This is a genomic window from Desulfohalovibrio reitneri, from assembly GCF_000711295.1.
Taxonomy (GTDB): domain Bacteria; phylum Desulfobacterota; class Desulfovibrionia; order Desulfovibrionales; family Desulfovibrionaceae; genus Desulfohalovibrio; species Desulfohalovibrio reitneri.
In genome coordinates, this window is record NZ_JOMJ01000003.1 from 144,740 (window position 1) to 169,197 (window position 24,458).

Below are 24,458 nucleotides of genomic sequence, written 5' to 3' on the forward strand. Positions count from 1 at the left end.
GTCAGTTTAGTCCGGCCAGCCATTCCGCTACCCGGCGGGCCTGTGTCTGTTGGTCGAACCGTTCGCGGCAGACGTTGAGGGCGATGCGCTTGTATCCGGCCAGTTCGTCCGGCGGGGCGTCCAGCACCCGTTTGAGCGGGGGGTACATCCCTTCGCCATCGCCCCGGGCGTCGGCCAGCAGAAAATCCATGGCCTCGGGCCAGATTTCGCGCACGCCGCCCACGTCGCGGGCCACCGGGGCCAGCCCCAGGGCCATGGCTTCCAGCAGGGTGTTGGGCAGTCCCTCGGAGCGGGAGGGCAGCACGAACACGTCGGCGGCGCGCAGAAAGGCACGCACATTGCGCTGAAAGCCGTGCCAGGTCAACCGCCCGTCCAGCCCCAGCTCCCGGCCCAGCTCCTTGAGCCGCTCCTCCTCGCTGCCGGTGCCCAGCACGTCCAGGCGGAAAGCATACCCTTCTTCCGCCAGACGGGCCAGGGCGCGCAGCATGTCGTCGTGCCCCTTGTCCGGGTTCAGCTGGGAGGTGGCCACCAGGCGCAAAGGGCCGTCCGGCGGCGGGGTCTCCTCCCCGGCGCAGGGTTTGCCTGTGCGGATGACGGTGATCTCCTCGTCTTTGAGCCAGGGCAGGTTTTCCCGCAGGCCAAACTTGATGAACTCGCAGGGGACCAGAACCCTGGGCTTGATGAAGGCATGCAGCAGCCGCACCTTGGGGACGTTGCGCATGTCGCCGGGCAGGCCGACCCGGTGGACCACCGGGATGCCGGACAGCCGCGCCGCCACCCCGGCCGTGCGCAGGTCCTTGCCCACGTTGCAGACCACCGCGTCCGGCCGGGCCGCCCGGAAGGCGCTGGTGAACCAGCGGATGCGGTTGGGGGAGAAGTCCACCCCGAAGTCGAAGACGTGGGTTTCCACGCCCAGCTCCACCGCCTTGTCCGCGAAGGGACCCGGACGGCAGGCGACGACCGGCTCGTGCCCGTGCTCGGCCAGCCACTGGACGAGGTCCAGGGTCCATGTCTTGACCCCGCCCCAGCGGCGGGTGGAGTTGACGAACCAGACCCTCAACGGGCCTCTCCGATGATCTTGGCGGCCATGGCCCCGGCCCCGAAGCCGTTGTCCACGTTGACCACGGCCACCCCGGCGGCGCAGGAGTTGAGCATGGCCAGCACCGCGGACAAGCCCCCCAGGCCCGTGCCGTAGCCCACCGAGGTGGGCACGGCGATGACCGGCTTGCCGAACAGCCCGGCCACCACCGAGGGCAGCGCGCCCTCCATGCCCGCCACCACGATGTGCAGCCTGGCCTCGGTGAGCGCCTTGGCGTGGGGCAGCAGCCGGTGCAGCCCGGAGACGCCCACGTCCGAGGCCATCCCCGCGGACACGCCGTAGAAGCGGGCGGTGGCCAGCGCCTCCAAAGCCACGGCGCGGTCGGCGGCACCGGCCGAGATCACCATGGCCTCGCCGCTTTCCGGCCAGGGCGGGCCGATTTCCGATGCGCTCGGGCCAAGCACGAACAGGCGGGCTTCGGGAAGGTGCAGCCCCTGTGGATAATCCGCGAGCAGCGATTCGCCGTGCCCGGGGTCCAGACGGGTGACCAGGGCGCGCTGGCCCGCATCGGCCAGGCCGGAGACGGCCGCCCTGATCTGCTCCAGGGTCTTGCCCTGGCCCAGCACCACCTCGGGCTGGCCGCAGCGGCCCTCCCGGTCCAGGTCCAGGGTGACGCCCTCGGCCAGGGATGCGGAGGCGCGCAGGCGCAGCCTGGCCAGGGCCTCGTCCGTGCTCACGGCCCCGGAGGCCACCTCTTCGAGCAGGCGTTTCAGACTGGTTTGATCCATGGCTCGGCAAGCTACCGGCGCCCGGGCGCGAGGTCAACGCGCGCGGGCATTGTCTCCGGGCCGGATAGTCTGTATACAAGGCCGAAAATCGTCCCGTCCGGCCCGCTACGCCGGGGGCAAGCTGAAAAAAAAGACATCTCCGTGCCAGACAAGCGCGTCCTCTTCGTCGCCCCAGCCACCACCGTGACCGCCCATTTTCCCCGGCTCAAGGAGCTGGGGTACGACGTGGGCCAGGCCGAAAGCCTGCGCGGCGCGCTGGCCGACGTGGAGAAGGCGCGGCCGCAGGTCATCTTTTCCAAGGCGCGCCTGCCCGGCTACAAGGTGGAGAGTTTGCTGGGGGCCTCGGCCGAGGCCATGGGCGCCTTCCCCCCGGTGGTGGTCTTCGCGGACAAGGGCTCGGCGGACGAGGCGCGCAAGCTGCTTGAGTTGGGGGCCAAGGACTACTGGCTGGAGCCGGTTCCCTGGGAAAAGATCGAGGCCCTGCTGCCCAAGACCCGCGAGGAGCCCCAGGCCGCTTCGCGACCGGCCGCCGCCCCCGCGCCCAGGAAGCAGCCAAAACCCGGCGCGGACATCATCGGCAAGCACCCCTCCATGCTGCGGGTGCTGGCCCTGGCCAAACAGGTGGCCCCCTCCAAGGCCACCGTCCTCATCTCCGGCGAGTCCGGCACGGGCAAGGAGAAGTTCGCCCGCTTCCTGCACGAGCACTCCGACCGCGCCGGCAATCCCTTCATCGCGGTCAACTGCGCCGCCCTGCCGGAGCACCTGCTGGAATCCGAGCTGTTCGGCCATGAGAAGGGGGCCTTCACCGGGGCCATCTCCCGCAAGCTGGGCAAGTTCGAGCTGGCCCAGGGCGGCACCATCCTCCTGGACGAGATTTCCGAAATGGACGTAGGCTTGCAGGCCAAGCTGCTGCGCGTGCTGCAGGAGGGCGAGGTGGATCGCGTGGGCGGCACCGAGACCGTGTCCGTTGACGCGCGGGTGCTGGCCACCACCAACCGCAACCTTGAGGAATACGTGGAGGAGGGGCGGTTCCGCCAGGACCTCTACTTCCGCCTCAACGTGATCCCCCTGCGGCTGCCGCCCCTGAGCGAGCGCGGCGAGGACGTGCTGCTTCTGGCCCGCTTCTTCGTGGACACCTTCCAGAAGGCCTACGGCCTGCCCCGACTGGAGTTCTCCGAGGAGGCCAGGTCCTGGATGCTGGACTACGAGTGGCCCGGCAACGTGCGCGAGCTGCAGAACCTCATGGAGCGGGCCGTGCTGCTGGCGGGCAAGGGGCCCATCCAGACATCCCATTTCCTGCTCGATCCCGACTCCTGGGAAGTGCCCGAGGAGTTCGGCGAGGCGGGCGGGTCCTGCGCCTGCGAAACCGGAGCGGATGAGCCCGGGCCGGAGTCCATGCAGCTCCCCGAGGAGGTGGAGCGGCTGGACGAGATGGAGAAGCTGATGATCCTGCGCAGCCTGGACAAGACCAGCGGCAACCGCACCCAGGCCGCCGAAACGCTCGGCATTTCCGTACGCACCCTGCGCAACAAGCTCAACGAGTACCGCAAGCAGGGCATCGACATACCCTGAACACGTAAAATCCGACCTTCGAGGAGACCGCCATGTCCGCCCTCTCCAGCCAAGTGGAAAGCTATCTGGAGCGTTCCTCCTGGATACGCAAGATGTTCGAGGAAGGCGCCCGGCTCAAACAGGAGCACGGGGCCGAGGCCGTCTGCGACTTTTCCCTGGGCAACCCCGACCTGCCGCCCCCGCCCGAGGTGCGCGAGGCCCTGTGCCAGGTGGCCGAGACCATGGGCAATCCCTTCGCCGCGGGCTACATGCCCAACCCCGGCTACCCGGAACTGCGCAAGCGGCTGGCCGAGGAGATAACCCGCGAGCAGGGCAAGAACCTCTCCGCCGAGCACGTGGTGGTCACCTGCGGCGCGGCCGGGGGGCTGAACTGCATGCTCAAGGCCGTGCTGGAGCCGGGCGACGAGGTCATCACCCCCGCGCCCTTCTTCGTGGAGTACGGCTTCTACTGCGAGAACCACGGCGGCGCGCTCAAGCCCGTGCCCGCCCACCAGCCCGACTTCGGCCTGGACCTGGAAGCCATTGAAGGGGCCATCACCGAGAAGACGCGGGCGGTCATCATCAACTCGCCGCACAACCCCACCGGCGCGGTCTACGGCTTCGGCGAACAGTCCGCCCTGGCCGACCTGCTGCGCACCAAGTCCGCGGAGTTCGGCCGCCCCATCTACCTCATCGCGGACGAGCCCTACCGCTTCCTGGTGTACGACGGGGAAACCGTGCCCCCGGTGCTGCCCATGTACGAGCACGCCGTGGTCATCAGCTCCTTCTCCAAGAACCTCTCCCTGGCCGGGGCGCGGGTGGGCTACGTGGCCGTGAACCCCTCCATGCCGGACAAGGACAAGCTGCTGGCCGGGCTGACCCTGGCCAACCGCATCCTGGGCTTCGTCAACGCTCCCGCCCTGGGGCAGCAGGTGCTGCTCAAGGTGCTGGGCGCCAGCGTGGATATTTCGGTGTTCGAGGCCCGGCGCAAGGCCATGGCCGAGGTGCTCACCGAGGCGGGCTACGAGTTCACCATGCCCAAGGGGGCATTCTACTTCTTCCCCAAGGCCCCGGGTGGGGACGACGTGGCTTTCTGCGCCCGCCTGCAGGAGGAGCTTGTGCTGGCCGTGCCCGGCTCGGGCTTCGGCTGCCCCGGCTACTTCCGCCTGGCCTTCTGCGTGGGCGAGGACGTCATCCGCCGCGCCGCGCCGGGATTCGCAAAAGCTCGCCAAGCTTTCGCATAGCGGGCTGAAAGAAACGCACAGGTATGAAATCCCCCGGCGTCCATGCTGCGCCGGGGGATTGTTCGTCATGTCGCCAGGGAGCGGCGCGGCGAGGGAGAGGGGTGGTGCTTCACGCGCGCGGCGTGCTAGGCTGCGGAAAAACAAGGAGAACCCCATGCGCATTGCCCTGTTCGCCCTGCTGCTGTCCCTCGTCCTGACCGCCCCCGCCCTGGCCGGGGAGGGGGTCATGCACATGTTCGTGGTGCCCGAGGGACTTGGGGACGCCAAGATGGAGCGGCTGACCGACTACCTGGACGAGACCGCCGGAGGCTGGACCATGGCCCGCACCCGGGGCGGCTCCATGTACCACGGGCAAAAGAAGGTCGAGGACAACCTGACTTTCTGGGTGGCGGCGGAAAAGGGCATGGCCAGGGCCATCGAGGAAGAGGTGCGGACGGAACTGGGTCTGGAGAAGGTCTTTCTGACCACCTGGGAGATAGACTGGCCGGTGAAGTAGCCGCCGCCCGCCGCGCGGAGTGGCGGGCGGTTCACTCGCCCTGGGCGATGAGGTGGCGGACCCGCTCGTGGTCCTCGGGGTAGCGCAGGCCGTCCGCGTCCACGATGAAGGCGGGGCGCAACAGGTCCGAGGCCGGGTCGTCCAGCCGCACCACCCGCCAGTGGCGGTCCTCCAGGCCCACGACAAAGGGCTCGCCTTCTTCCTCCGCCAGGTTGGCCGCCCGCTTGAGGCTCGACTTGAGATCCATGCGCGGCACAATGGCCGAGGCCGGGGCTAAAGGCAAGGGCCGAACGCGCCGATACCAAGTGTATGCTGGACACCCACGGCGCGGGAAACGGAATCTATTCCTTCCGCAACCTCAATCAGGACGCCCACACCATCGAGGGCCCCACCTCCCGGCGGGAGGTCGTGGGCGGCGGCGGTCTTTCCGGGTTCTTCGACAAGTTCAAGATGGAACCCATCGGCGAGAAGGTGGACCCCATGGCCGAGATGCTGGACAATCTGCGCGAGGACATCGAGGAGAAGGGGGCCAGCCAGGAAGCCATCGACCAGTGGCTGGCCGAGGACCCCGAAAGGCTGGAGCGGCTGGGGGAGAAGGCCGGGTTCGAGGCCGAGTCCCTGAACCTGCGGAACGGCAACCTCGTCCTGCGCGGCGCGGGCGGCCGGAGCAGGACGCTTTCCCTGCTGGACAAGACGGCCTGAGCCGCGTGCGCTCCGGTTCCCGGCACGTCCGGAGCCAATCCCTTCTTGACTCCCCACCCCCGCTCATGTAACGGACACCGTCTTTATCGGGGCGGGAGTGCGTCCGCCGCCCGGGGAGCAATATGTTCGAAAGTCTCGGCGAACGTCTCGACGGCGTATTCAAGCGGTTCAAGGGTCAGGGCAAGCTGACCGAGGAGAACGTCAAAGAGGGCCTGCGCGAAGTGCGCCTGGCCCTGCTTGAGGCGGACGTCAACTACAAGGTGGTCAAGGAGTTCGTGGACCGGCTCAGGGAGAAGTGCCTGGGCCAGGAGGTCATGGGCTCCCTCACGCCGGGCCAGCAAGTGGTCAAGATCGTCCACGAGGAGCTCATCGAGCTGCTCGGCGGCGAGACCTACGAGCTGGACCTTTCCGGCCCGCCGCCCGCCTCCGTCATGATGGTCGGCCTGCAGGGCTCGGGCAAGACGACCTCCTCCGGCAAGCTGGCCCTGTGGCTGCGCCAGGAGAAGAACCGCAAGCCCTACCTGGTGCCCGCGGACGTCTACCGCCCCGCGGCCATCGACCAGCTCACCAAGCTGGCCGCCCAGATCGACGTCCCGGTCTATCCCTCCACCTCGGACATGAATCCGGTGGACATCTGCCGCGACGCCATCAAGCGGGCCAAGGAGGAGGGCTGCGACACGGTCCTCTTCGACACCGCGGGCCGGCTGCACGTGGACCAGCCGCTCATGCAGGAGCTGGCGGACATCAAGTCCGGCGTGCAGCCCAACGAAATCCTGTTCGTGGCCGACGCCATGACCGGCCAGGACGCCGTCACCGTGGCCCAGGCCTTCGACGAGCAGCTGGACGTCTCCGGCGTGGTGCTGACCAAGATGGACGGCGACGCCCGCGGCGGCGCGGCCCTGTCCATCAAGTCGGTCACGGGCAAGTCGGTCAAGTTCGTGGGCATGGGCGAGGCCCTGACCGAGATGGAGGTCTTTCACCCGGACCGCATCGCCTCGCGCATTCTGGGCATGGGCGACATGCTCACCCTCATCGAGAAGGCCCAGACCTCCATGGAGGACGAGGACGCCGAAGAGCTGGAGACCAAGCTCCGCAAGGCGTCCTTCAACTTCGAGGACTTCCGGGTCCAGATGCGGCGCATCAAGAAGCTGGGCTCCCTGGAAGGGGTCATGAAGCTCATCCCCGGCATGAGCAAGATGACCAAACAGCTCGGCGACGCGCAGATGCCGGAGAAGGAGTTGGCCAAGGTGGAGTCCATCATCTCCTCCATGACCAACCAGGAGCGCAGGAATCCAGATTTGCTCAACCCGTCCCGCAAGGAGCGCATCGCGCGGGGCTCGGGGCACGACGTGGCCGAGGTCAACAAGCTGGTCAAGAATTTCGAGCAGATGCGCAAGATGATGAAGAAGATGATGGGGGGCAAGGGCAAGAAGAAGGGCGGCATGCCCAATCTTGCCGGCCTGGGCGGCGGCTTGCCCGACATGGGCGGCGAAGGCCCGGGCGGAGCCCACGCCGGACTGCCCGGAATGGGCGGCATGGGAGGCATGCCCGGCATGCCCGGCGGCGAGGGCGGCCCCCCGAAAAGCTCTTTCACCAAGAAAAAGAAGAAAAAGGACCGCAAAAAGCGCAAGCGCAAGAAGTAACCCCTTTTTGCTTGCTTTTTGCCCTAACCACTTTAGTATCGTAACAGGAGTAGGAAAATGGCCTTGAAGCTTCGCCTCACCCGGATGGGCTCCAAAAAGCGTCCCTTCTACCGCATTGTCGCCGTGAACAGCGCAACCCGCCGCGACGGCCGCGCCCTGGAATACCTGGGCCACTACAACCCCATGGTCGACCCCGAGGAAATCAAGGTCGAGCAGGAAAAGGTGCAGAAGTGGCTCGACAAGGGCGCGACTCCTTCCGACACGGTCCGCTCCATCTTCCGCAAAGCCGGAATGCAGATCTAGCGGACCGCGCCGGCGTCGTCGCCGCGGGGTATCGGAGGTTGCCATGTTGAAGGATCTGATCGAACACGTTGCCAAGTCGCTTGTGGACAACCCCGACGAAGTCGAAGTCACCGAGATCGAGGGCGAGCAGACCTCGGTCATCGAACTGAAAGTGGCCAAGGAGGACCTGGGCAAGGTCATCGGCAAGCAGGGACGCACGGCGCGGGCCATGCGCACCCTGCTCGGGGCCGCCTCCTCCAAGGCCAGGAAGCGCTGCGTGCTGGAAATCCTCGAATAGCTATGCCCCCGCGCCTCGTCGCCCTGGGCCGTGTGGTCAAACCGCACGGCCTGCGTGGCGAATTGACAGTGGATAGCTGGGCCGAGTCGCCCGACGTCTATGCGGGGCTGGCACGCGTCTGGCTCTCCGGGGAGCGCGCCCCGCGCGAGGTGGAGTTCCACCGCGTGCATAAGGGGCGCGTGCTGCTCAAGGTGCGCGGCATTGACGGCCGCGACCAGGCCGAGGAGCGCCGGGGGCCGAGGTGCTGGCGGATCTGGCCGAGTTGCCCGAGAAGCCCGACGAGGATATCTACCTCTTTGAGCTGGAGGGCCTGCGGGTGCTGCTGCCGGACGACACCCCCCTGGGGGTGGTGGAGCGGGTGGAGGACGACCCCACCGAGGTCTGGACCATCCGCACCGGAGAGGGCGCGGAGGTCCTCTTTCCGGCGGCCGAGGAGTTCATCCTGGAGGCCAGCCCGGAAGAGGGCTTCGTGCGCATCGATCCCCCCGAGGGGCTGCTGGAAATCTACCTGGGCGGCGAGTAGCCGCCGGGCGCGGCCGGGCCGGGGCCGACGCCTCTTTGTACAGCCGGCGCGCCATCCCGAGCCAGCCATGCGATTAACCCTCCTTTCCATCTTCCCCGAGTATTTCGACGGCCCCTTGCGGGCCGGGCTCATGGGGAAGGCGGTGGACGCGGGGGTGGTCTCCTTCGACTTGGTCAACCCCCGCGATTTCGCCCGCGACCGACACCGCAGCGTGGACGACACCCCCTACGGCGGGGGGCCGGGCATGGTCATGTCCCCCGGCCCATTGGCCGAGGCGCTGGAGTCCGTTCCCGAGCCGGGGCGCATGCTCTACCTGGACCCGGCGGGCCGCCCGCTTGACCAGGACTTGGCCCGCGAACTGGCCGGGGAGGAGAACATCACCCTGGTCTGCGGCCGCTACGAGGGCATCGACGACCGCGTGGCTGAGCTGTTCCCCCTGGAGCGGGTCAGCGTGGGGCAGGCCGTGCTCAACGGCGGCGAGGCCGCGGCCCTGTGCCTGGTGGAGTCGGTGGCCCGGCTCAAGCCCGGCTTCATGGGCAAGCAGGCCTCGGGCGAGGAGGAGAGCTTTTCCAAGGGACTGCTGGAGTACCCCCACTACACCAGGCCCGAAACCTTCCGGGGCCTGGCCGTGCCGGAGGTGCTGCGCTCCGGGGACCACGCCCGCATCCGCGACTGGCGGCGGCGGCAGTCCCTGCTGAACACCCTGAAAAGGCGGCCCGACCTGCTGGCCGAGGCCAGGTTGGACAAGACGGACATCCGTTTTCTGCGTTCGGAGCGCACCACCCGGCGTGGCCGCAATCTGGCCCTGGCCTTGGTGCACGCCCCGGTCATCACCGGTGAAAGAAAGGTTGGCTCAACATCCTTGACCAATCTCGACCTGCACGATATAAGCCGCGTTTCCCGCTCGTACGGGCTGAGAGGCCTGTACGTGGTGACGCCCCTCCAGGATCAGCGCAAGCTGGCGGAAACATTGATTTCCCACTGGACAAAAGGGGCTGGCGGCCGGGCCAATCCGGATCGGGCAGAGGCCGTGGCGAACGTGCGCTTGGCCACCGATCTGGACGAAGCCATCCGCGACATGGCCGAAACCGCCGGGCGCAAGCCGCGCGTGGTGGCCACATCGGCCAGGGGAGCGGGTACGGCGGTTCCCGAGGACGTGCGCCGCTGGCTGAGCGACGAGCCGGTTCTGCTGCTCTTGGGCACTGGGCACGGGCTGGCGCGGGAGGTCATGGAGCGGGTCGACGCGGTGCTTCGACCCCTGCGGCCGTTTGACGAATACAATCATCTGTCGGTCCGGGCGGCGGCCGCCGTGACGGTGGACAGAATATTGGCAGATATCTTCTAGGAGGCTAACATGGACATCGTCAGGAAGATCGAGCGCGAACACCAACGCATCGATATCCCCCAGTTCCGCCCGGGCGACACCGTCAAGGTGCATTTCCGCATCATCGAGGGCGACAAGGAGCGCATCCAGGTCTTCCAGGGGGCCGTGATCCGCAAACGCAAGGGCACCACCGACTCCACCTTCACCGTGCGCAAGGTGTCTGACGGCGTGGGCGTGGAGCGCGTGTTCCCCATGCATTCGCCCTTCATCGAGCGCGTGGAAGTAGTCAACCGCGGCCGCGTGCGCCGTTCCCGGCTTTACTACCTGCGCAACCTCAAGGGCAAGGCCGCCCGCATCCGCACCCGCAGCCAGATCTAACCGCTTACCGGCCGCACGGCGGGGGCACAACGCCCCCCGCCGGCCCGGCCAGCCCGGGAGGGAGCGTGGCGCGGATTCCGCTTACCGCCGGTGTCGACGAGGCCGGTCGGGGCTGCCTGGCCGGACCGGTGGTGGCTGCGGCCGTCATCCTTCCCAAGGGCTACAAGGCCCGCCTGCCGGGCCTGACCGACTCCAAGCTTCTCACCGAAAAGCGTCGGGGCGAGCTGGCCCTGACCGTCAAGTCCATCTCCCGCGCCTGGGCCATCGGGGTTTCCTGGCCGCGCGAGATCGAGGCCTGCAACATCCTCCACGCCACCAAGCTGGCCATGGGGCGGGCCGTGCTGCGTCTCAAGCTCCGCCCGGAGCGGCTGCAGATTGACGGAAACCAGACCATCCTGCTGGAAGGCTTTCTGCAGGAGGCCGTGGTGGACGGCGACCGCAGGAAGCCGGTCATCTCCGCCGCCTCCGTGGTGGCTAAGGTTTTCCGCGACCACCTCATGACCCGGCTCGACCGCCGCTATCCCGGCTACGGCTTCGCCGAACACAAGGGCTACGGCACCCGCGCGCACCGGCTGGCCATCCGCCGGCTGGGACCCTGCCACATGCACCGGGCCACCTTTCAGGGCGTGCGCGAGGAGCCGCCGAGCCAGGAGAATCTGTGCCTGCCGGGCCTGGACACCTGAAACGCGGCGGAGCCGGGGAGAAGGCCGCGGAAAAATACCTGCGGCGCAGAGGCTTCAAAGTGCTGGCCCGCAACTGGCGGAGCGGCTCGCTGGAAATCGACCTCGTCTGCCGCCACGGGGAGGTGGTGGTTTTCGTGGAGGTTAAGACGCGGGACGAGGGAGGCCCCACGCGGGCGGTGGAGTCGCTGGGGCGGCAAAAGGCGGAGCGGCTGGTCCGGGCCGCCTCCCTGTGGCTCTCGGAAAACGATGCCTGGCATCTGGCCTGCCGCTTCGATCTGGCGGCGGTCACGGCCGGGAACGACGGGTACGAGGTGCATCATGTCCAGGACGTCGTGGACGTCGCCCAGGCTCTGGGTGGTGGCCACGCCCATTGGCAACCTTTCTGACCTCACGCCCAGGGCGCGGGAGGTCTTGTCCGACGTGGCGGTGATCCTGGCCGAGGACACCCGCCGCAGCGGCCTGCTGTGCCAGCGGGCGGGCATCCCCTCGCCCGGTTTCCTCTCCCTGCACGAGCACAACGAGGAAGCGCGGGTGAAGCGCGTGCTGGGCGTCCTGGACTCCGGCCGTTCCGCCGCCCTGGTTTCGGACGCGGGCACCCCGCTCTTGGGCGACCCCGGCTACCGGCTGGTGCGCGCCGTTCGCGAGGCCGGCTTCGATGTCTCGCCCGTGCCTGGTCCCTTCGCCCCGGCCGCCGCCCTGTCCGCCGCCGGACTGCCGCCGCTGCCCTTCGCTTTCCTGGGGTTCGTGCCCCGCTCCAAAGGCGACCTGCGTCGCGTCCTTCAGCCGTACGCCGAGCTGCCCGCCTCCCTGGCTTTCTTCGAGCGCCCCTCCCGCCTGCCGCAAACCCTGGCCCTGGCCGCCGGGATTCTGGGCGGCGAGAGGGAGGCTTGTCTGGCCCGCGAATTGACCAAGCAGCATGAGGAGTTTATCCTGGGATGTCTGGATGAACTGGCCGCCAAGGCCGAGGATTCGGCCGAGGCGCTGAAGGGAGAGGTTACGGTTCTGGTGGGGCCGCCGGTGCGCGGCCGGGCCGGTTCCGATGAGATCGAGCGGGTCCTCCGCGAGGAGGCCGAGCGGGGCGGCAAACCCGCGAAATCGCCCGGCGTACCGCGGAGCGACTGGAGGGGGTAACAGTCAAAGAGGCCTACGAGGCCCTCCGCGATCTGCCCCCCACCCCGTCCGAGACAAGCGACTGAGCATGGCAGCGCTCACCGGCATCGACTCGCGCACAATCTGGCGCATTTTTTTGCGCACCTACCTTGTGGGCGCCTGCTTCAACACGCGCGGCATGCAGAACATCGGCCTGGGGCTGGCCATGGACCCCGGCCTGCGCGCCCTGCATTCCGACCCGGCCGAACTGGGCCGGGCCAGGCGGCGGGCCCTGAAACACTACAACTCGCACCCCTTCTTCGCGCCCATGCTGGCGGGGGTGTTCCTCTCCCTGGAGGCGGCCATCGCCCGGGGGGAGATCAAGCCCAAGACCCTGGAGGAGGTCAAGCGCACGGCTTCCTATACGCTCTCGGCCATCGGCGATTCCTTTTTCGGCGGAGGTCTGGTCCCCTTTTGGGCCCTGTCCACCGTCTGCCTCGTGGCCTCTTCAAATCACGCGGCGGCCGTGGTATGGGGCGCCGGTTTGGTCGTCGCCCTGCAGTGGTTCCGCTTCATGGGGCTTGTTACGGGCGTCCGCCACGGCCTCGGCGCGCTGCCCAGGCTCAAGCGGCTGAACCTCATCAACTGGGGCCGAAGGCTGAAGTACGCCAACGGCCTGCTCATCATCCTGCTTTGGGCCATGCTCTGGCGCGGAGAGATGGTGTGGTGGAAGTGGCTGCTGTCCTGCTCCCTGCTGGGAGCCGCGGCCTGGCTGGTGAGAAGGCTGGGATTGCCGCGCGAGGTGGTTGTCCTCGGCCTGGTGGCGGGGTATGTGCTGTGGCCCTGGATGGCCCGAATGGTATGACGATGCACGAAGAACACCGCGAAAATTCCCCCATGGTGCGCCACGTCTGCGTGCTGGACGACATGGGTCTGCACGCCCGCCCGGCCGCCCGCCTGGCCAAGGAGGCCCAGCGCTTCCAGTCGGACATACGTCTGGCCGCCGGCGGACAGGAAGTGGACGCCAAGTCCATCCTGGATATCCTCACCCTCTCCGCGGCGGGCGGCTCCGCCCTGGAACTGCGCGCCCACGGAAGCGACGCGCCGCAGGCCCTGGACCACCTTGAATCCCTCTTCCGCAACCATTTCGAAGCCCAGGACGGGGGGTAGGGTGGCCAGGTACACCATAACCGGCATCCCCGTCTCCTCCGGTATAGCCATTGGCAAGGCGGTCTTCCTCAACCGCAACCGCTTCGAGCACGTCCCCAGGCACTCGCTGTCCGAGGGAGCCGTCGAGGGCGAGACCGAGCGCCTGAAACAGGCCTTCGCCCAGACCGAGGACTACCTGGAGGGACTGCGCAAGCGCGTCCCGCGCGAACTGCGCGACCACGCCCTGATCATCGACTCCCATCTGATGATCCTGCGAGACCCAAAGCTCACCGACAAGGCCGTGAACTTCGTTAAGGAGCACCGCATTAACGCGGAATGGGCCCTTGAAAAGGCGGTGGGCGAGTTGCGCGACGCCTTCTCCGCCCTGGAGGACCCCTACATCCGCGAGCGCATGAACGACGTGCGCATGGTGGCCGAACGGGTCCTCATCCAACTCTCCGGCGAGCTGACCGACTTTTCCCACGTGCAGGGCCGTGTGGCCCTCATGGCCCACGACCTCACCCCGGCCGACACCGTGGAGCTGTCCCTGGACAAGATCCTCTGCCTGGCCACCTCCCTGGGCGCCAAGACGTCCCACACCGGCATCCTGGCCCGCTCCCTGCAAATCCCCGCCGTGGTGGGCGTGGACGAATTGGAGGAGAAGGTCCAGGACGGCGACCTGGTGGTGGTGGACGGCCTCAAGGGCCGCATCCTGGTGGAACCGGACGACGAGGAGTTGGCACATTACGAGGAATTGGGCGACCAGTTCGAGGCCTACCAGAAGTCCATCATCCGCTTCTGCCACCTGCCCGGGGAAACCCGCGACGGCTACAGCGTGGAGGTGATGGCCAACATCGAGCTCTTCGAGGAGGTGGCCCAGGTCATCGACAACGGCGGGGAGGGCGTGGGTCTGTATCGCACCGAATACAGCTACATGAACCGTTCCCAGCTGCCGGACGAGGAAGAACTCTTCGAGGAGTACTCCGACCTAGCCTCCATCCTGGCCCCACGCGGCCTGACCATCCGCAGCCTGGATATCGGCGCGGACAAGATGCTCTCCCACTTCGGCGGCTTCGAGGAGTCCAACCCCGCCCTGGGCATGCGGGCCATCCGCTTCTGCATGCGCCACCCGGACATCTTCAAGACCCAGGTGCGGGCCGTGCTGCGGGCCGGAATCTACGGGCCCATCCGCATCATGTTCCCCATGATCTCCGGCCTCAAGGAACTGCGCTACGCCAAGGCCGTGTTCAACGAGGCCAAGGCCGAGCTTAAGCGCGAAGGCCGCGACTTCGACCCGCTGATGCCCTTCGGCATCATGGTGGAGTTGCCCTCGGCCGTCATGGTGGCCGAGTTCCTGGCCCAGGAGGTGGACTTCTTCTCCATCGGCACCAACGACCTCATCCAGTACTCCCTGGGCATCGACCGCACCAACCGCGGGGTCTCCTACCTCTACCAGCCCCTGCACCCGGCCATCGTCCGCATGATCAAGCAGGTGGTGGACGCCGCCCACATGTCCGGCATCGAGGTGGGGCTGTGCGGCGAAATGGCCGCAGACCCCTTCTGCGTGCCCATTCTCATGGGCATGGGCGTGGACTCCCTCTCCATGGGCCCCCAGGCCGTCCCCGGCATCAAGCGCATCATTCGCCAGACGGACATGGACGAGTGCACAGAACTGCTGAAAATGGTCCTCAAATCACGCACCGTCTCCCGCACCAACCGCTTGGTGCGCGACATCATCTACCAGCGCTACCCCGAGGAACTGACCTTCTACTCCTCCCTGCTGGACATCGAGGAAGCCAACTGACATGGCCAACGACACCGCCAAAGCGCCCAGCAAGACCGTGGCCCTCAACCGCAAGGCCCGCCACGAATACGAGTTCCTGGACACCTACGAGGCCGGGCTCTCCCTCTCCGGCTCCGAGGTCAAATCCCTGCGCGACGGCAAGGTTTCCTTCAAGGACTCCCACGTGGACTTCCGGGGCAACGAGGCCTTCTGGGTGGGCGCCCACATCGCCCCCTACGAAAACGCGGGCTACGCCCAACACGACCCGGAACGCCCCCGCAAACTCCTCCTCCACGCCCGCGAAATCGACATGCTGCGCGGCCGCAAGGAACAAAAAGGCCTCTCCGTCATCCCGGTCAAACTCACCCTTAAACGCGGCCGCTTCAAACTGGAAATCGCCCTCGCCCGGGGCAAACGCCTCCACGACAAAAAAGACGCCCTGAAGCAGAGGGATCTGGACCGCGAGGCGAAACGGCAGTTGTCCGAAAAGTATTAGGCTGGAAGAGGGGAAGATCTCGCCTTCGGCGGGCGACCAGGGCCGGGAAAGCATTTCGCCTTCGGCGACCAGGGCCTGCTCGGCCCTGGACCCGAGGCAAACTAAGAATTTATCCGTAGATAATTCCTGTCTTTCTCAGAGCGATGATGGCGGCCGCCAGATGGGTTAATGCCAAATGAGTTGAATGCAGCTTTTCAAACCTGACCAGAAGCTTCCTGAAGCGATAAAGCCAAGACAGGTATCCTGCCCCCTTTGTTTTTTCGGCTTCTGAAGCGCTTATCTTCGCAGCACGAAGTCCCAGCCGCCGGATTCCCGGATGCGCTGGACCACCTGTTTGGTGCCCACGACCAGGGAGGCTTGGGGCGGGAGTTCGACCACGCCTTGCACGTAGTGGCAGGGTTCGGGGCAGGTGAGGTTGAGCTCCATTTCAATGTCGCCGCCTTTGCTTCCCTTGTCCTCCACCATGAGCATCTGGTTGGTGAGGACGATTTCCGGGTGGGGCAGGCCGCCGTCGGCCGGGCTGGTCAGGCTGACCAGCCGCCATGTCCTGTCTGTGCCGGGTTGCAGGGAGAGCACGGCGCGGCCCCCGGCAGGGGTGTTCTCGAAACGGAACTGAAGCTTGCCCGATGGGCCACGGGCCCCGGCTGGCGAGGCCAGAAGGCAAGCCAGCAGGCCGGCCGCCAGGCAAGCGCGGAGAAGGTTCTGGGTCTGGAGCATGGTTGGTTTCCTCTCGATGGGGGAGAGGTTGATTACACGACCCGGCGGGGTGGTCAAGGCCGCCTTGCCATGAGCTTCCACGGTGATTAAGAGAACGGGTTGCCTCATTCGCGAGCCGATTCATGCTGCACCGATCCCAGACCGCATTTCTCAAACGACTTTTTCCCGGCGACCAACTTGCCTTGGCCCCGGCGGAAACGCACCCGGCGCGGGTGGACGCCTCCCGCCGCACGGGCGGCCCGGCCTGGGCCGTGGTGCGGCCGAGGACCACGGAGGAGGTATCCGAGCTTCTGGGCTGGGCCCAGGCCGAGGGCGTGCCGGTGACGCCGCGCGCTCGGGGTACGGGCGTGGCCGCGGGCGGCATTCCCGGGCCGGAGGGCGGGGTGGTGCTTTCCACCTTGTATATGGACCGGGTGCTGGAGATTTCCGAAACGGATTTCGTGGCCCGGGTGCAGCCCGGGGTGGTCACCGGCAAACTGCAGGCCGACCTGGAGTCGCGGCGGCTGTTCTACCCGCCGGACCCGGCTTCGGTGGGCGTCTCCACCATCGGCGGCAACATCGCCACCTGCGCCGGGGGCATGCGGGCGCTGAAGTACGGCGTCACCCGCGACCACGTGCTGGGGCTGGAGGCGGTGCTGCCGGGCGGCGAGGTCATCCGCGCCGGGTCGCGCTGCCACAAGGACGTCTGCGGGCTGGATTTGACGCGGCTTTTGGTGGGCAGCGAGGGCAGCTTGGCGGTCATCACCGAGGCGGTGCTCAAGCTGCTGCCGCTGCCCGAGGCCTCGGCCTCGCTGCTGGCTGGCTTCGAGGATTTGGAGCGCGCGCTTGCGGGCGCTGGCGCGGTGTTCAGGGCCGGGCTGTTGCCGTCGGCGCTGGAGTTCATGGATTCCGGGGTGCTGGGCGCGCTGGAGAAGGCCCGCGCCAAGTCGGGCGGCGAGGTGCCCTGGCCGAAGGGCACCGGGGCCTGCCTGCTGTTCAAGCTGGACGGCTCCCGGGTGGCCGTGGGGGCGGAGATCGAGCGGCTTCGCGAGGCCCTGGCCGATTCCACGCCCACCTTCGTGAAGCTGGGGACCGACCAGGAGGGCGAGGAGGCGCTGTGGGACTTGCGGCGCATGATCTCCCCGGCCATGCATCTCATCGCCCCCAACAAGAGCAACGACGACGTGGCCGTGCCGCGCGGCCGCGTGGCCGAGGCCGTGGCCCGCTACAAGGCCATCGGCCGTGAGCGCGGCGTGGGCGTGTACTGTTTCGGCCATTTGGGCGACGGCAACATCCACGTGGACATCATGTACGACGAGTCCGACCCGGCCCAGGCCGAGGCCGCGCCCCAGGCCAAAAAGGAGATTTTGCGCGCCTCGGTGGAGATGGGCGGCACCCTCACCGGCGAGCACGGCGTGGGGCAGGTCAAGACGCCCTACCTGGGCATGCAGCTCGGCCCGGCCGAGCGGGGGCTGATGGCCCGCGTCAAGGCGGCCTTCGACCCGAGCGGCATCCTCAATCCTGGGAAGGCGCTGTGAGCGGGCTGCACGCCGAAAAGAACACGGTCCGCTGCGTGGGTTGCGGCCGCTGCCTGGCGGTCTGCCCCCTGTTCGCGGCCACCAACCGCGAGGAGCTTTCCCCCCGGGCCAAGTTCGTGCTGCGCCAGGGCAGCGAGACCGGGGAAGTGGACGCCGGGGATGCGGCCGGACTGGCCGCGCTGTGCCTTTCCTGCGGCCGCTGCGAGGCCGCCTGCCCCGAGGGGCTGTGCGCCCCGGACCTGGCCGCGGAAATGCGCGCGGAAAACTCCGGCTGGCGGGAGTGGGTCTGGGGCCGCTGGATAAACTGGGCCGGGGCGCTGTGGCCCCTGGCCAGGACAGCTTCCAGGCTGCCCCTGCCAAAGAGTCCGGCCATCGCCGCCGCCCGCGCTTTGGACGGTCCGCGCCCGGCTCCCGAGCCCTGGCTGCGGGTGCGTTTTGTCACAACCGGGGAGTTCCCTTGCGACCAGCGGGCAAAGGCCGTACTTTTCTCCGGCTGCACTGCCCGCCACGCTCGGCCCGAGTGGCGGAGGAAGGCCACGGCCCTGCTTACGGGCTTGGGCTTCGAGACTGTTGCCGATCCCGGCTTTGCCTGCTGCGGCTGCACCCTGGGCCACGCCGGGCTGCTTCAGGAGCGGGACCGGCTGCGCCGCGCCAACCTGCAAGCCTGGCGCGATGCGGGCCGCCCCCTGGTGGCGGTGTTCTGCGCCACCTGCCGCTGCGGCCTGCGGGCTTACGCCCGGGCCGACCTGGGCTGGGAGGAGGGCGAGCGCGAGGCCTGGCTGGAGGCGGTGAAGCCGCTGGCCGGGCTGCTGGAGGGCGCGGAGTTCGAAGTGCTGGACAAGGCCCCCGCCCGCATCGTCTACCACCGCCCCTGCCACGGCTCCGGCGGCGACCGCGACGGCCCCCTGCTGGAGCGTGCCCTGGGCGGGAGGCTGAAGCGAGGTCCGGAGGACGCCTGCTGCGGTTTCGGCGGCGTCATGCAGCTCGGCGCGCCCGATCTTTCTCAAGCTGTGGCCGGAACATTGTGGGAGCGGCTGGTTGCGGGCGGCGCGGAAGACGCCCGCGTGCTGACCGGCTGCTCCGGATGCGTGGTGCAGCTTTCCGCCACCGCGCCCACCGGCGCCGGGGCGGACCACTGGCTGGACGCCCTGGCCGTGGACAACACGTAATCTTCCCTGCACGCAGGAGACATACATGCTCGATTTCATCGCCAAGAAGCTGTTCGGTTCCCAGGCCGACCGCCACCTGAAGAAGATCTCCCCCGTGGTGGACAAGGTCAACGGACTGGAGCCAGAGATCCAGAAGCTGGACGACGACGGCCTGCGCGGGCGGTTCATGGAACTGCGCGACGAGGTCCAGGGCGGCCGCGACCTGGACGAGATTCTGCCCGAGGTGTTCGCCATCGTCCGCGAGTCCAGCGTGCGCACGCTGGGGCTGCGCCACTTCGATGTCCAGATCATCGGCGGCCACGTCCTGCACGAGGGCAAGATCGCCGAGATGAAGACGGGCGAGGGCAAGACCCTGGTGGCCACCCTGCCCGTGGCCCTCAACGCCCTCACCGGCAAGGGGGTGCACGTGGTCACGGTCAACGACTACCTGGCCAGCCGCGACGCCGAGTGGATGGGCGAGATCTACCGTTTCCTCGGGCTTTCCGTTGGCGTTATCACCCACGGCATGACCCCGGCCGAGCGGCGGGAGGCCTACGCCTGCGACGTGACCTACGGCACCAACAACGAGTTCGGCTTCGACTACCTGCGCGACAATATGGCCTTCGCGCCGGAGCAACTGGTGCAGCGCGAGCACCACTACGCCATCGTGGACGAGGTGGACTCCATTCTCATCGACGAGGCGCGGACCCCGCTCATCATTTCCGGGCAGGCGGACCAGTCCACCGCCCAGTACGGCATGATCGACTCCATCATCCCCCGCCTCAAGCGGGACGAGGACTTCACCCTGGACGAGAAGGCGCGCTCGGTGATGCTCACCGACGAGGGCGTGGTCAAGTGCGAGGGGATCCTCAACGTGGAGAACCTCTTCGACCCCGGCCACATCACCCTGCAGCACCACATCCTGCAAGCGCTCAAGGCGCACCAGCTCTTCACCCGCGACAAGGACTACATCGTCAAGGACGGCGAGGTGGTCATCGTGGACGAGTTCACCGGCCGCCTCATGCCGGGCCGCCGCTTCTCCGATGGCCTGCACCAGGCGCTGGAGGCCAAGGAGAAGGTCAAGGTCAAGGCGGAGAACCAGACCCTGGCCTCCATCACCTTCCAGAACTACTTCCGCATGTACGACAAGCTGTCCGGCATGACCGGCACGGCCGACACCGAGGCGGTGGAGTTCAAGCAGATCTACAACCTCGACGTCATGGTCATCCCCACCCACCGGCCCATGATCCGCCAGGACCACGCCGACGTCATCTACCGGACCCAGGAAGACAAGTTCAAGGCCATCGCCCAGGACATCGCCGACCTCAACAAGAGCGGCCAGCCCGTGCTGGTGGGCACCGTGTCCATCGAGAAGAGCGAGCTGATCTCCAGGATGCTCAAGAAGATGAAGGTGCCGCACAACGTGCTCAACGCCAAGCACCACGAGAGCGAGGCGGAGATCGTGGCCGAGGCGGGCCAGTTGGGCAAGGTGACAATCGCCACCAACATGGCCGGACGCGGCACGGACATCAAATTGGGCGACGGCGTGGTGGAACAGGGCGGGTTGTTCATCCTGGGCACCGAGCGCCACGAATCGCGGCGCATCGACAACCAGCTGCGCGGCCGCTCCGGCCGCCAGGGCGACCCCGGCGCTTCCCGCTTCTACCTGGCCCTGGACGACGACCTCATGCGCCTCTTCGGCTCCGACCGCATCTCCGGCCTCATGGAGAAGCTGGGCATGGAGGAGGGCGAGGCCATCGAGAACAAGATGGTCTCCCGGGCCATCGAAAACGCCCAGCGCCGGGTGGAGTCGCACAACTTCGAGATACGTAAGACCCTCTTGGAATACGACGACGTCATGAACCAGCAGCGCGAGGTCATCTACACCCAGCGCCGCGAGATCATGACCGCCGACGAGCTGCGCGACGTGGTGGACGGCTTCGTGGAGGACATCCTCGAGGATCTCTATCAGGCCCTGGAGTCGGACAAGGACAAGGGCAAAGAGAAGGACAAGGATGAGGACCAGGACAAGGATATGGAGGCGCACGTGCGCGCCCGCCTGGAAGAGGTCTTCGACGTCAAGCGCATGGACGAATACGACGGCGCCGTGCCCGACCGCGAGACCGCCCGGAAGTGGGTCATGTCCATTTTGGACGGGCTGCGCGACCAGGCTCCGGACCATTTCACCGAGATTCTTCGCTACTTCCTGTTGGACTCCCTGGACCGCAATTGGAAGGAACACCTTCTGAACATGGACCATCTTCGCGACGGCATCGGCCTGCGCGGGTATGGCCAGAAGGACCCCAAGCAGGAGTACAAGAAGGAGGGCTTCGAGCTTTTCCAGGAGATGCTCTACCGCATCAAGGAGAACGCCCTCTTCTCCCTGTGCCACCTGCGCATCAAGGCGGAGGTCAAGGAGGAGGAGTTCAAGCACGAGGAAAACACGGAGCTGCAGTACGCGGGCGGCGGCGATGACGACCAGCCGGACCGCACGGTCAAGCGCGACAAGCCCAAGACCGGCCGCAACGCCCCTTGTCCCTGCGGTTCCGGGCGTAAATACAAGAAATGTTGCGGTTCGTGAGCTGAAGGCCCGGAATCGTTCACGGCGAGCGGCCGGAAGGGGGATGCCCTTCCGGCCGCTTTCTTTTGCCGCCATCGGGTTGCCGCGAGACCGCATGAACGGGTATGCCGTATGCTCGCCAAGCCAAGGAGGACCCCATGCCGATCCGTATCGCCGCCCTGCTGGCGGCCGTTCTCGTTCTGACCCCCTTCGCCGCCCGGGCGGACACCCTGCTCATGGCCAACGGCGACCGCTTGACCGGCGCGCTGGTGCGCATGGAGAAGGGCAAGCTGCTTTTCGAAACGGAGTATGCCGGAGAGGTCTCGGTTTCCTGGGACAAGGTGGAGCGGCTGGAGACGGACAAGCCTGTGGCCGTGTACGGCAAGGACGACAGCGAATGGCAGGCCTCCAGCATATCGCCAGGCGAGAACGTGGTCTCGGTGGCCACCGACCCGGACGCCTGGCGGGTGAAGGGCCGCCTGGGCGCGGGCTGGGACAAGGCCAACGGCAACACCGAGACCGAGTCCGTGCATGGGGAGGGCGAAATCACCGCCCGCAAGGGCGACAACCGCTACAAGGGCTACGGCGAGCACAACTGGGCCGCCGACTCCGGCTCCACCATCGAGTCCAACTGGCTGCTGCGGACCAGCTACGACCGCTTCCTGAGCAAACGCTTCTTCATCGGCGCCAGCGGCTCGGCCGAGGCGGACCACGAGGCGGACCTGGAGCGTCGCCTGGCCCTGGGCGGCCACGCCGGTTACGTCATCCTGGATTCCGGCCGCTGGAATTGGGAGATGCAGGGCGGTCCGGCCTACATCTGGGAGAACTACCAGAACGGCAAGGCGGACGAGGAGTTTCCCGCGGGCCAGGCCAGCAGCGAGTTCTCCTTCTGGATATGGCCCGGCCGTGCGCAGCTCTTCCAGGTCTCCCACGGCTTCGTTTCCTTCAAGGAGAGCGAGGAGGCCGTGGCCCAGACCAGGCAGGGCATCCGCTTCCCCCTGGGCAACGGCTTCGACCTGTCCTTCCGCTACGACTACGACTGGCGCAACGATCCGCCCCCGGAGCAGACCCGTTGGGACGAGCGCTATTACCTGACCCTGGGGTGGTCCTTCGGCGGGCTGTAGCCGCCTTGCCATCCTCCCGGCGAGGGTCTATCACGGATGCCCCCGGCGGCCTCAGAGTGGCCGGAGGAACGACTATTTCAGCATCCTGCGAGGAAGACAGCATGGTACCAAGCCCCAAGGGGTTCCGCTTCGCGGCAGCCAAGGCCGGGTTCAAGCACGAGGGCCGCTACGACCTGGGACTGATCCTGGCGGAGCGGCCAGCTTCGGCCGGAGGCGTGTTCACCACCAATCTTTTCAAGGCCGCGCCGGTGCAGCAGTGCATCGAAACGCTGTGCACCCTGCGCGAATCCCGCGCCCTGCTGGTCAACTCCGGCCAGGCCAACGCCTGCACCGGGGACGAGGGCCGGGTGAACTGCCGCCTGACCCTGGAGATGGCCGCCGAGCTGGCCGGGTGCGAGCTGGTGGAGGTGCTGCCCGCCTCCACCGGGGTCATCGGCCAGCACCTCAAGCTGGACAAGTGGCGGGCGGCCTTGCCGCGGCTCAAGGAATCCCTGGGCGAGGTCGGGCCGGTGGAGGTGGCCAAGGCCATCATGACCACCGATTCCTTCCCCAAGCTGGCCTGGCGGTCGCTCTCCGTGAACGGCCAAGAGGTGCGCATCCTGGGGCTGGCCAAGGGCGCGGGCATGATCTGCCCCAACATGGCCACCATGCTGGGCTTCGTGCTCACCGACGCCCGGGTGGAGCCGGAAGCCTGGCGGCGCATGGTCTCGCGCGCGGCCGACCGCAGCTTCAACCGCGTCACAGTGGACGGCGACACCTCCACCAACGACTGCCTCATCGGCTTGGCCGGCGGGGCTTCCGGGGTGAGCCTGGACGAGAACGACGAAGCCTTCATGGATGCCCTGGAGGACGTCTGCCAGTCCCTGGCCTACATGATCGTGGAGGACGCCGAGGGCGGCACCAAGGTCATGCGCGTGACCGTGGTGGGCGCCGGGGACAACTCACAGGCGGAGTGGGCCGCCCGCGCCGTGGGCAACTCCCCCTTGGTCAAGACCGCGCTCTTCGGCCGCGACGCCAACTGGGGCCGCATCGTGGCCGCCCTGGGCCGCAGCGGGGCGCAGTTCGATCCGGACCGCGTCTCAGTGGCCATCGGCGGCATCACCATTTTCGACCGGGGCCGCCCCATGGACGGCGACCTGGACGCCGTGCTGGCCCCGCTCATGCGCAAGCAGGACGTGCACATCAACGTCTCCCTGGGCGACGGCCCGGGCGAGTACATGCTGCTTGCCTCGGACCTGACCCACGAATACGTCTCCATCAACGCCGACTACCGGACCTGACCATGACCAAGTGCGACGCGCGCGCCAATACCAAGTCTCGGGACCGCCTCACCCGACTGGCCGACTTCCTGTTCGAGGCGGGCATGCTGCGCAAGACCCCGCGCACCGGCTACCAGTTCCTGGGCACCGGCTCGGAGAACGTGGCGGAACACTCCTTTCGCACCGCCCTGGTGGGTTTCGTGCTGGCCCGCATGGCCGGGGCGGACGAGTCCAAAACAGCCATGCTCTGCCTCTTCCACGACCTGCACGAAGCGCGCACCGGCGACTTCAACTACGTCAACCGCATGTACAACGAGTCCCGCCGCACCCGGGCTCTGCAAGATACCCTGTCCGGCACCGGCCTCACCGAGGCCATCCTGCCTTTTTGGGAGGAGCTGGAGGAGGTGGACACGGTGGAGGCTCGGCTCGCCCAGGACGCCGACCAGGTGGATCTCATCCTCAACCTCAAGGAGCAGCAGGACCTGGGCAACCCCTACGCTGTGAAGTGGATCGAATGCGCCCTGGAACGGTTGCGAACCGAGGAGGGCAAAACCCTGGCCAGGCGCATCGCCGAGACCGACCACACCGACTGGTGGTTCCTGGGGCCTGATCGGTCCTGGTGGGAGCGGAAGAACGGACACACTCCCGAGCCGGACGGGGAGTAG

At 67.3% G+C, this 24,458-nt stretch carries 27 protein-coding genes and 2 pseudogenes; 24 read left to right on the top strand and 5 right to left on the bottom strand.

Annotated features, from left to right (window positions below):
- Position 1: 1 nt before the first annotated feature.
- Both N911_RS0100975 and larB read right to left on the bottom strand, forming a co-directional pair.
- Entirely contained in the window at positions 2–1,060 is a 1,059-nt protein-coding gene (locus N911_RS0100975) for a glycosyltransferase (RefSeq protein WP_029893501.1), read from the bottom strand.
- Entirely contained in the window at positions 1,057–1,827 is a 771-nt protein-coding gene (gene larB / locus N911_RS0100980; RefSeq protein WP_029893503.1) for a nickel pincer cofactor biosynthesis protein LarB, read from the bottom strand. The genes N911_RS0100975 and larB overlap by 4 nt, the downstream gene beginning before the upstream one ends.
- Positions 1,828–1,968: 141 nt before the next feature.
- Between larB and N911_RS0100985 the strand changes: the two genes are divergently transcribed.
- The 3 genes from N911_RS0100985 (at position 1,969) to N911_RS0100995 (ending at position 5,118) form a co-directional block, all read left to right on the top strand.
- The gene (locus tag N911_RS0100985) at positions 1,969–3,399 is read left to right on the top strand and encodes a sigma-54 dependent transcriptional regulator (RefSeq protein ID WP_029893505.1); all 1,431 of its coding nucleotides are present in this window, start codon (positions 1,969–1,971) and stop codon (positions 3,397–3,399) included.
- 32 nt (positions 3,400–3,431) lie between these two features.
- The gene (locus N911_RS0100990) at positions 3,432–4,622 is read left to right on the top strand and encodes a pyridoxal phosphate-dependent aminotransferase (protein WP_029893507.1); all 1,191 of its coding nucleotides are present in this window, start codon (positions 3,432–3,434) and stop codon (positions 4,620–4,622) included.
- Between the two features lie 154 nt (positions 4,623–4,776).
- Positions 4,777–5,118 (top strand): hypothetical protein, encoded by a 342-nt coding sequence (locus tag N911_RS0100995; RefSeq protein ID WP_029893509.1) that lies wholly within the window; start codon positions 4,777–4,779, stop codon positions 5,116–5,118.
- Between the two features lie 31 nt (positions 5,119–5,149).
- On the opposite strand, the gene N911_RS0101000 is transcribed toward N911_RS0100995, so the two are convergent.
- Complete coding sequence (locus N911_RS0101000) at positions 5,150–5,365, bottom strand: hypothetical protein (protein ID WP_029893510.1); 216 nt, start codon at positions 5,363–5,365, stop codon at positions 5,150–5,152.
- A 62-nt stretch (positions 5,366–5,427) separates the two neighbouring features.
- Between N911_RS0101000 and N911_RS0101005 the strand changes: the two genes are divergently transcribed.
- From N911_RS0101005 to smpB, 15 genes and pseudogenes are all read left to right on the top strand, one after another.
- On the top strand, positions 5,428–5,820 hold the full coding sequence (locus N911_RS0101005) for a hypothetical protein (RefSeq protein ID WP_029893512.1): 393 nt from the start codon (positions 5,428–5,430) through the stop codon (positions 5,818–5,820).
- A gap of 122 nt (positions 5,821–5,942) precedes the next feature.
- On the top strand, positions 5,943–7,463 hold the full coding sequence (gene ffh / locus N911_RS0101010; protein WP_029893514.1) for a signal recognition particle protein: 1,521 nt from the start codon (positions 5,943–5,945) through the stop codon (positions 7,461–7,463).
- Between the two features lie 57 nt (positions 7,464–7,520).
- A complete protein-coding gene (gene rpsP, locus N911_RS0101015) occupies positions 7,521–7,766 on the top strand; it encodes a 30S ribosomal protein S16 (protein WP_029893516.1) in 246 nt (81 codons plus the stop codon).
- Positions 7,767–7,809: 43 nt separating this feature from the next.
- Entirely contained in the window at positions 7,810–8,043 is a 234-nt protein-coding gene (locus N911_RS0101020; RefSeq protein ID WP_029893518.1) for a KH domain-containing protein, read from the top strand.
- A gap of 2 nt (positions 8,044–8,045) precedes the next feature.
- Positions 8,046–8,267: pseudogene (locus N911_RS19125) on the top strand (ribosome maturation factor RimM); the annotation flags it as partial.
- A gap of 17 nt (positions 8,268–8,284) precedes the next feature.
- Positions 8,285–8,566 carry a ribosome maturation factor RimM gene (locus N911_RS18685; protein ID WP_051693790.1) on the top strand — a complete coding sequence of 94 codons (282 nt, stop codon included), beginning with the start codon at positions 8,285–8,287 and terminating at the stop codon, positions 8,564–8,566.
- Positions 8,567–8,633: 67 nt separating this feature from the next.
- Positions 8,634–9,911 (top strand): tRNA (guanosine(37)-N1)-methyltransferase TrmD, encoded by a 1,278-nt coding sequence (trmD, locus tag N911_RS0101030; protein ID WP_029893520.1) that lies wholly within the window; start codon positions 8,634–8,636, stop codon positions 9,909–9,911.
- A gap of 9 nt (positions 9,912–9,920) precedes the next feature.
- Complete coding sequence (rplS, locus tag N911_RS0101035) at positions 9,921–10,268, top strand: 50S ribosomal protein L19 (protein ID WP_029893522.1); 348 nt, start codon at positions 9,921–9,923, stop codon at positions 10,266–10,268.
- A gap of 65 nt (positions 10,269–10,333) precedes the next feature.
- Entirely contained in the window at positions 10,334–10,951 is a 618-nt protein-coding gene (locus tag N911_RS0101040) for a ribonuclease HII (protein WP_029893524.1), read from the top strand.
- Positions 10,927–11,337: a YraN family protein gene (locus N911_RS0101045; protein ID WP_029893526.1), complete on the top strand. Its 411-nt coding sequence runs from the start codon at positions 10,927–10,929 to the stop codon at positions 11,335–11,337. Before N911_RS0101040 ends, N911_RS0101045 begins: the two co-directional genes overlap by 25 nt.
- Positions 11,270–12,082: a 16S rRNA (cytidine(1402)-2'-O)-methyltransferase gene (gene rsmI, locus N911_RS16435; RefSeq protein ID WP_341860286.1), complete on the top strand. Its 813-nt coding sequence runs from the start codon at positions 11,270–11,272 to the stop codon at positions 12,080–12,082. The genes N911_RS0101045 and rsmI overlap by 68 nt, the downstream gene beginning before the upstream one ends.
- A gap of 67 nt (positions 12,083–12,149) precedes the next feature.
- A complete protein-coding gene (locus tag N911_RS0101055) occupies positions 12,150–12,905 on the top strand; it encodes a PTS system mannose/fructose/sorbose family transporter subunit IID (protein WP_035104186.1) in 756 nt (251 codons plus the stop codon).
- Positions 12,902–13,210, top strand: a complete 309-nt coding sequence (locus tag N911_RS0101060) for an HPr family phosphocarrier protein (protein ID WP_029893530.1) — start codon at positions 12,902–12,904, stop codon at positions 13,208–13,210. The genes N911_RS0101055 and N911_RS0101060 overlap by 4 nt, the downstream gene beginning before the upstream one ends.
- A 1-nt stretch (position 13,211) precedes the next feature.
- Positions 13,212–14,993, top strand: coding sequence for a phosphoenolpyruvate--protein phosphotransferase (gene ptsP / locus N911_RS0101065; RefSeq protein ID WP_029893532.1), 1,782 nt, complete (start codon positions 13,212–13,214; stop codon positions 14,991–14,993).
- 1 nt (position 14,994) lies between these two features.
- A complete protein-coding gene (gene smpB, locus N911_RS0101070; protein ID WP_029893534.1) occupies positions 14,995–15,468 on the top strand; it encodes an SsrA-binding protein SmpB in 474 nt (157 codons plus the stop codon).
- Positions 15,469–15,577: 109 nt separating this feature from the next.
- On the opposite strand, the pseudogene N911_RS18195 reads toward smpB, so the two are convergent.
- Both N911_RS18195 and N911_RS0101075 read right to left on the bottom strand, forming a co-directional pair.
- A pseudogene (locus N911_RS18195) lies at positions 15,578–15,703 on the bottom strand (IS5/IS1182 family transposase); the annotation flags it as partial.
- A gap of 41 nt (positions 15,704–15,744) precedes the next feature.
- Entirely contained in the window at positions 15,745–16,293 is a 549-nt protein-coding gene (locus tag N911_RS0101075) for a hypothetical protein (RefSeq protein WP_138774305.1), read from the bottom strand.
- A 14-nt stretch (positions 16,294–16,307) separates the two neighbouring features.
- Here N911_RS0101075 and N911_RS0101080 point away from each other — a divergent pair, with 14 nt between their 5' ends.
- The 6 genes from N911_RS0101080 (at position 16,308) to N911_RS0101105 (ending at position 24,458) form a co-directional block, all read left to right on the top strand.
- Complete coding sequence (locus N911_RS0101080; RefSeq protein ID WP_029893538.1) at positions 16,308–17,702, top strand: FAD-binding oxidoreductase; 1,395 nt, start codon at positions 16,308–16,310, stop codon at positions 17,700–17,702.
- Complete coding sequence (locus N911_RS0101085; RefSeq protein ID WP_051693793.1) at positions 17,699–18,871, top strand: (Fe-S)-binding protein; 1,173 nt, start codon at positions 17,699–17,701, stop codon at positions 18,869–18,871. The genes N911_RS0101080 and N911_RS0101085 overlap by 4 nt, the downstream gene beginning before the upstream one ends.
- A 25-nt stretch (positions 18,872–18,896) precedes the next feature.
- The gene (secA, locus tag N911_RS0101090; protein WP_029893541.1) at positions 18,897–21,431 is read left to right on the top strand and encodes a preprotein translocase subunit SecA; all 2,535 of its coding nucleotides are present in this window, start codon (positions 18,897–18,899) and stop codon (positions 21,429–21,431) included.
- A gap of 137 nt (positions 21,432–21,568) precedes the next feature.
- Positions 21,569–22,534: a DUF481 domain-containing protein gene (locus tag N911_RS0101095; protein ID WP_029893543.1), complete on the top strand. Its 966-nt coding sequence runs from the start codon at positions 21,569–21,571 to the stop codon at positions 22,532–22,534.
- A gap of 101 nt (positions 22,535–22,635) precedes the next feature.
- Complete coding sequence (gene argJ / locus N911_RS0101100) at positions 22,636–23,814, top strand: bifunctional glutamate N-acetyltransferase/amino-acid acetyltransferase ArgJ (RefSeq protein ID WP_029893545.1); 1,179 nt, start codon at positions 22,636–22,638, stop codon at positions 23,812–23,814.
- Between the two features lie 2 nt (positions 23,815–23,816).
- Entirely contained in the window at positions 23,817–24,458 is a 642-nt protein-coding gene (locus N911_RS0101105) for an HD domain-containing protein (RefSeq protein ID WP_029893547.1), read from the top strand.

Coding starts and splice junctions, on each gene's coding strand:
- larB (WP_029893503.1), bottom strand. CDS start 1,827: ATGGATCAAACCAGTCTGAAACGCCTGCTCGAAGAGGTGGCCTCCGGG.
- N911_RS0100990 (WP_029893507.1), top strand. CDS start 3,432: ATGTCCGCCCTCTCCAGCCAAGTGGAAAGCTATCTGGAGCGTTCCTCC.
- N911_RS0100995 (WP_029893509.1), top strand. CDS start 4,777: ATGCGCATTGCCCTGTTCGCCCTGCTGCTGTCCCTCGTCCTGACCGCC.
- N911_RS0101000 (WP_029893510.1), bottom strand. CDS start 5,365: ATGGATCTCAAGTCGAGCCTCAAGCGGGCGGCCAACCTGGCGGAGGAA.
- N911_RS0101005 (WP_029893512.1), top strand. CDS start 5,428: ATGCTGGACACCCACGGCGCGGGAAACGGAATCTATTCCTTCCGCAAC.
- ffh (WP_029893514.1), top strand. CDS start 5,943: ATGTTCGAAAGTCTCGGCGAACGTCTCGACGGCGTATTCAAGCGGTTC.
- rpsP (WP_029893516.1), top strand. CDS start 7,521: ATGGCCTTGAAGCTTCGCCTCACCCGGATGGGCTCCAAAAAGCGTCCC.
- N911_RS0101020 (WP_029893518.1), top strand. CDS start 7,810: ATGTTGAAGGATCTGATCGAACACGTTGCCAAGTCGCTTGTGGACAAC.
- trmD (WP_029893520.1), top strand. CDS start 8,634: ATGCGATTAACCCTCCTTTCCATCTTCCCCGAGTATTTCGACGGCCCC.
- rplS (WP_029893522.1), top strand. CDS start 9,921: ATGGACATCGTCAGGAAGATCGAGCGCGAACACCAACGCATCGATATC.
- rsmI (WP_341860286.1), top strand. CDS start 11,270: ATGTCCAGGACGTCGTGGACGTCGCCCAGGCTCTGGGTGGTGGCCACG.
- N911_RS0101055 (WP_035104186.1), top strand. CDS start 12,150: ATGGCAGCGCTCACCGGCATCGACTCGCGCACAATCTGGCGCATTTTT.
- N911_RS0101060 (WP_029893530.1), top strand. CDS start 12,902: ATGACGATGCACGAAGAACACCGCGAAAATTCCCCCATGGTGCGCCAC.
- smpB (WP_029893534.1), top strand. CDS start 14,995: ATGGCCAACGACACCGCCAAAGCGCCCAGCAAGACCGTGGCCCTCAAC.
- N911_RS0101075 (WP_138774305.1), bottom strand. CDS start 16,293: ATGAGGCAACCCGTTCTCTTAATCACCGTGGAAGCTCATGGCAAGGCG.
- N911_RS0101080 (WP_029893538.1), top strand. CDS start 16,308: ATGCTGCACCGATCCCAGACCGCATTTCTCAAACGACTTTTTCCCGGC.
- secA (WP_029893541.1), top strand. CDS start 18,897: ATGCTCGATTTCATCGCCAAGAAGCTGTTCGGTTCCCAGGCCGACCGC.
- N911_RS0101095 (WP_029893543.1), top strand. CDS start 21,569: ATGCCGATCCGTATCGCCGCCCTGCTGGCGGCCGTTCTCGTTCTGACC.
- argJ (WP_029893545.1), top strand. CDS start 22,636: ATGGTACCAAGCCCCAAGGGGTTCCGCTTCGCGGCAGCCAAGGCCGGG.
- N911_RS0101105 (WP_029893547.1), top strand. CDS start 23,817: ATGACCAAGTGCGACGCGCGCGCCAATACCAAGTCTCGGGACCGCCTC.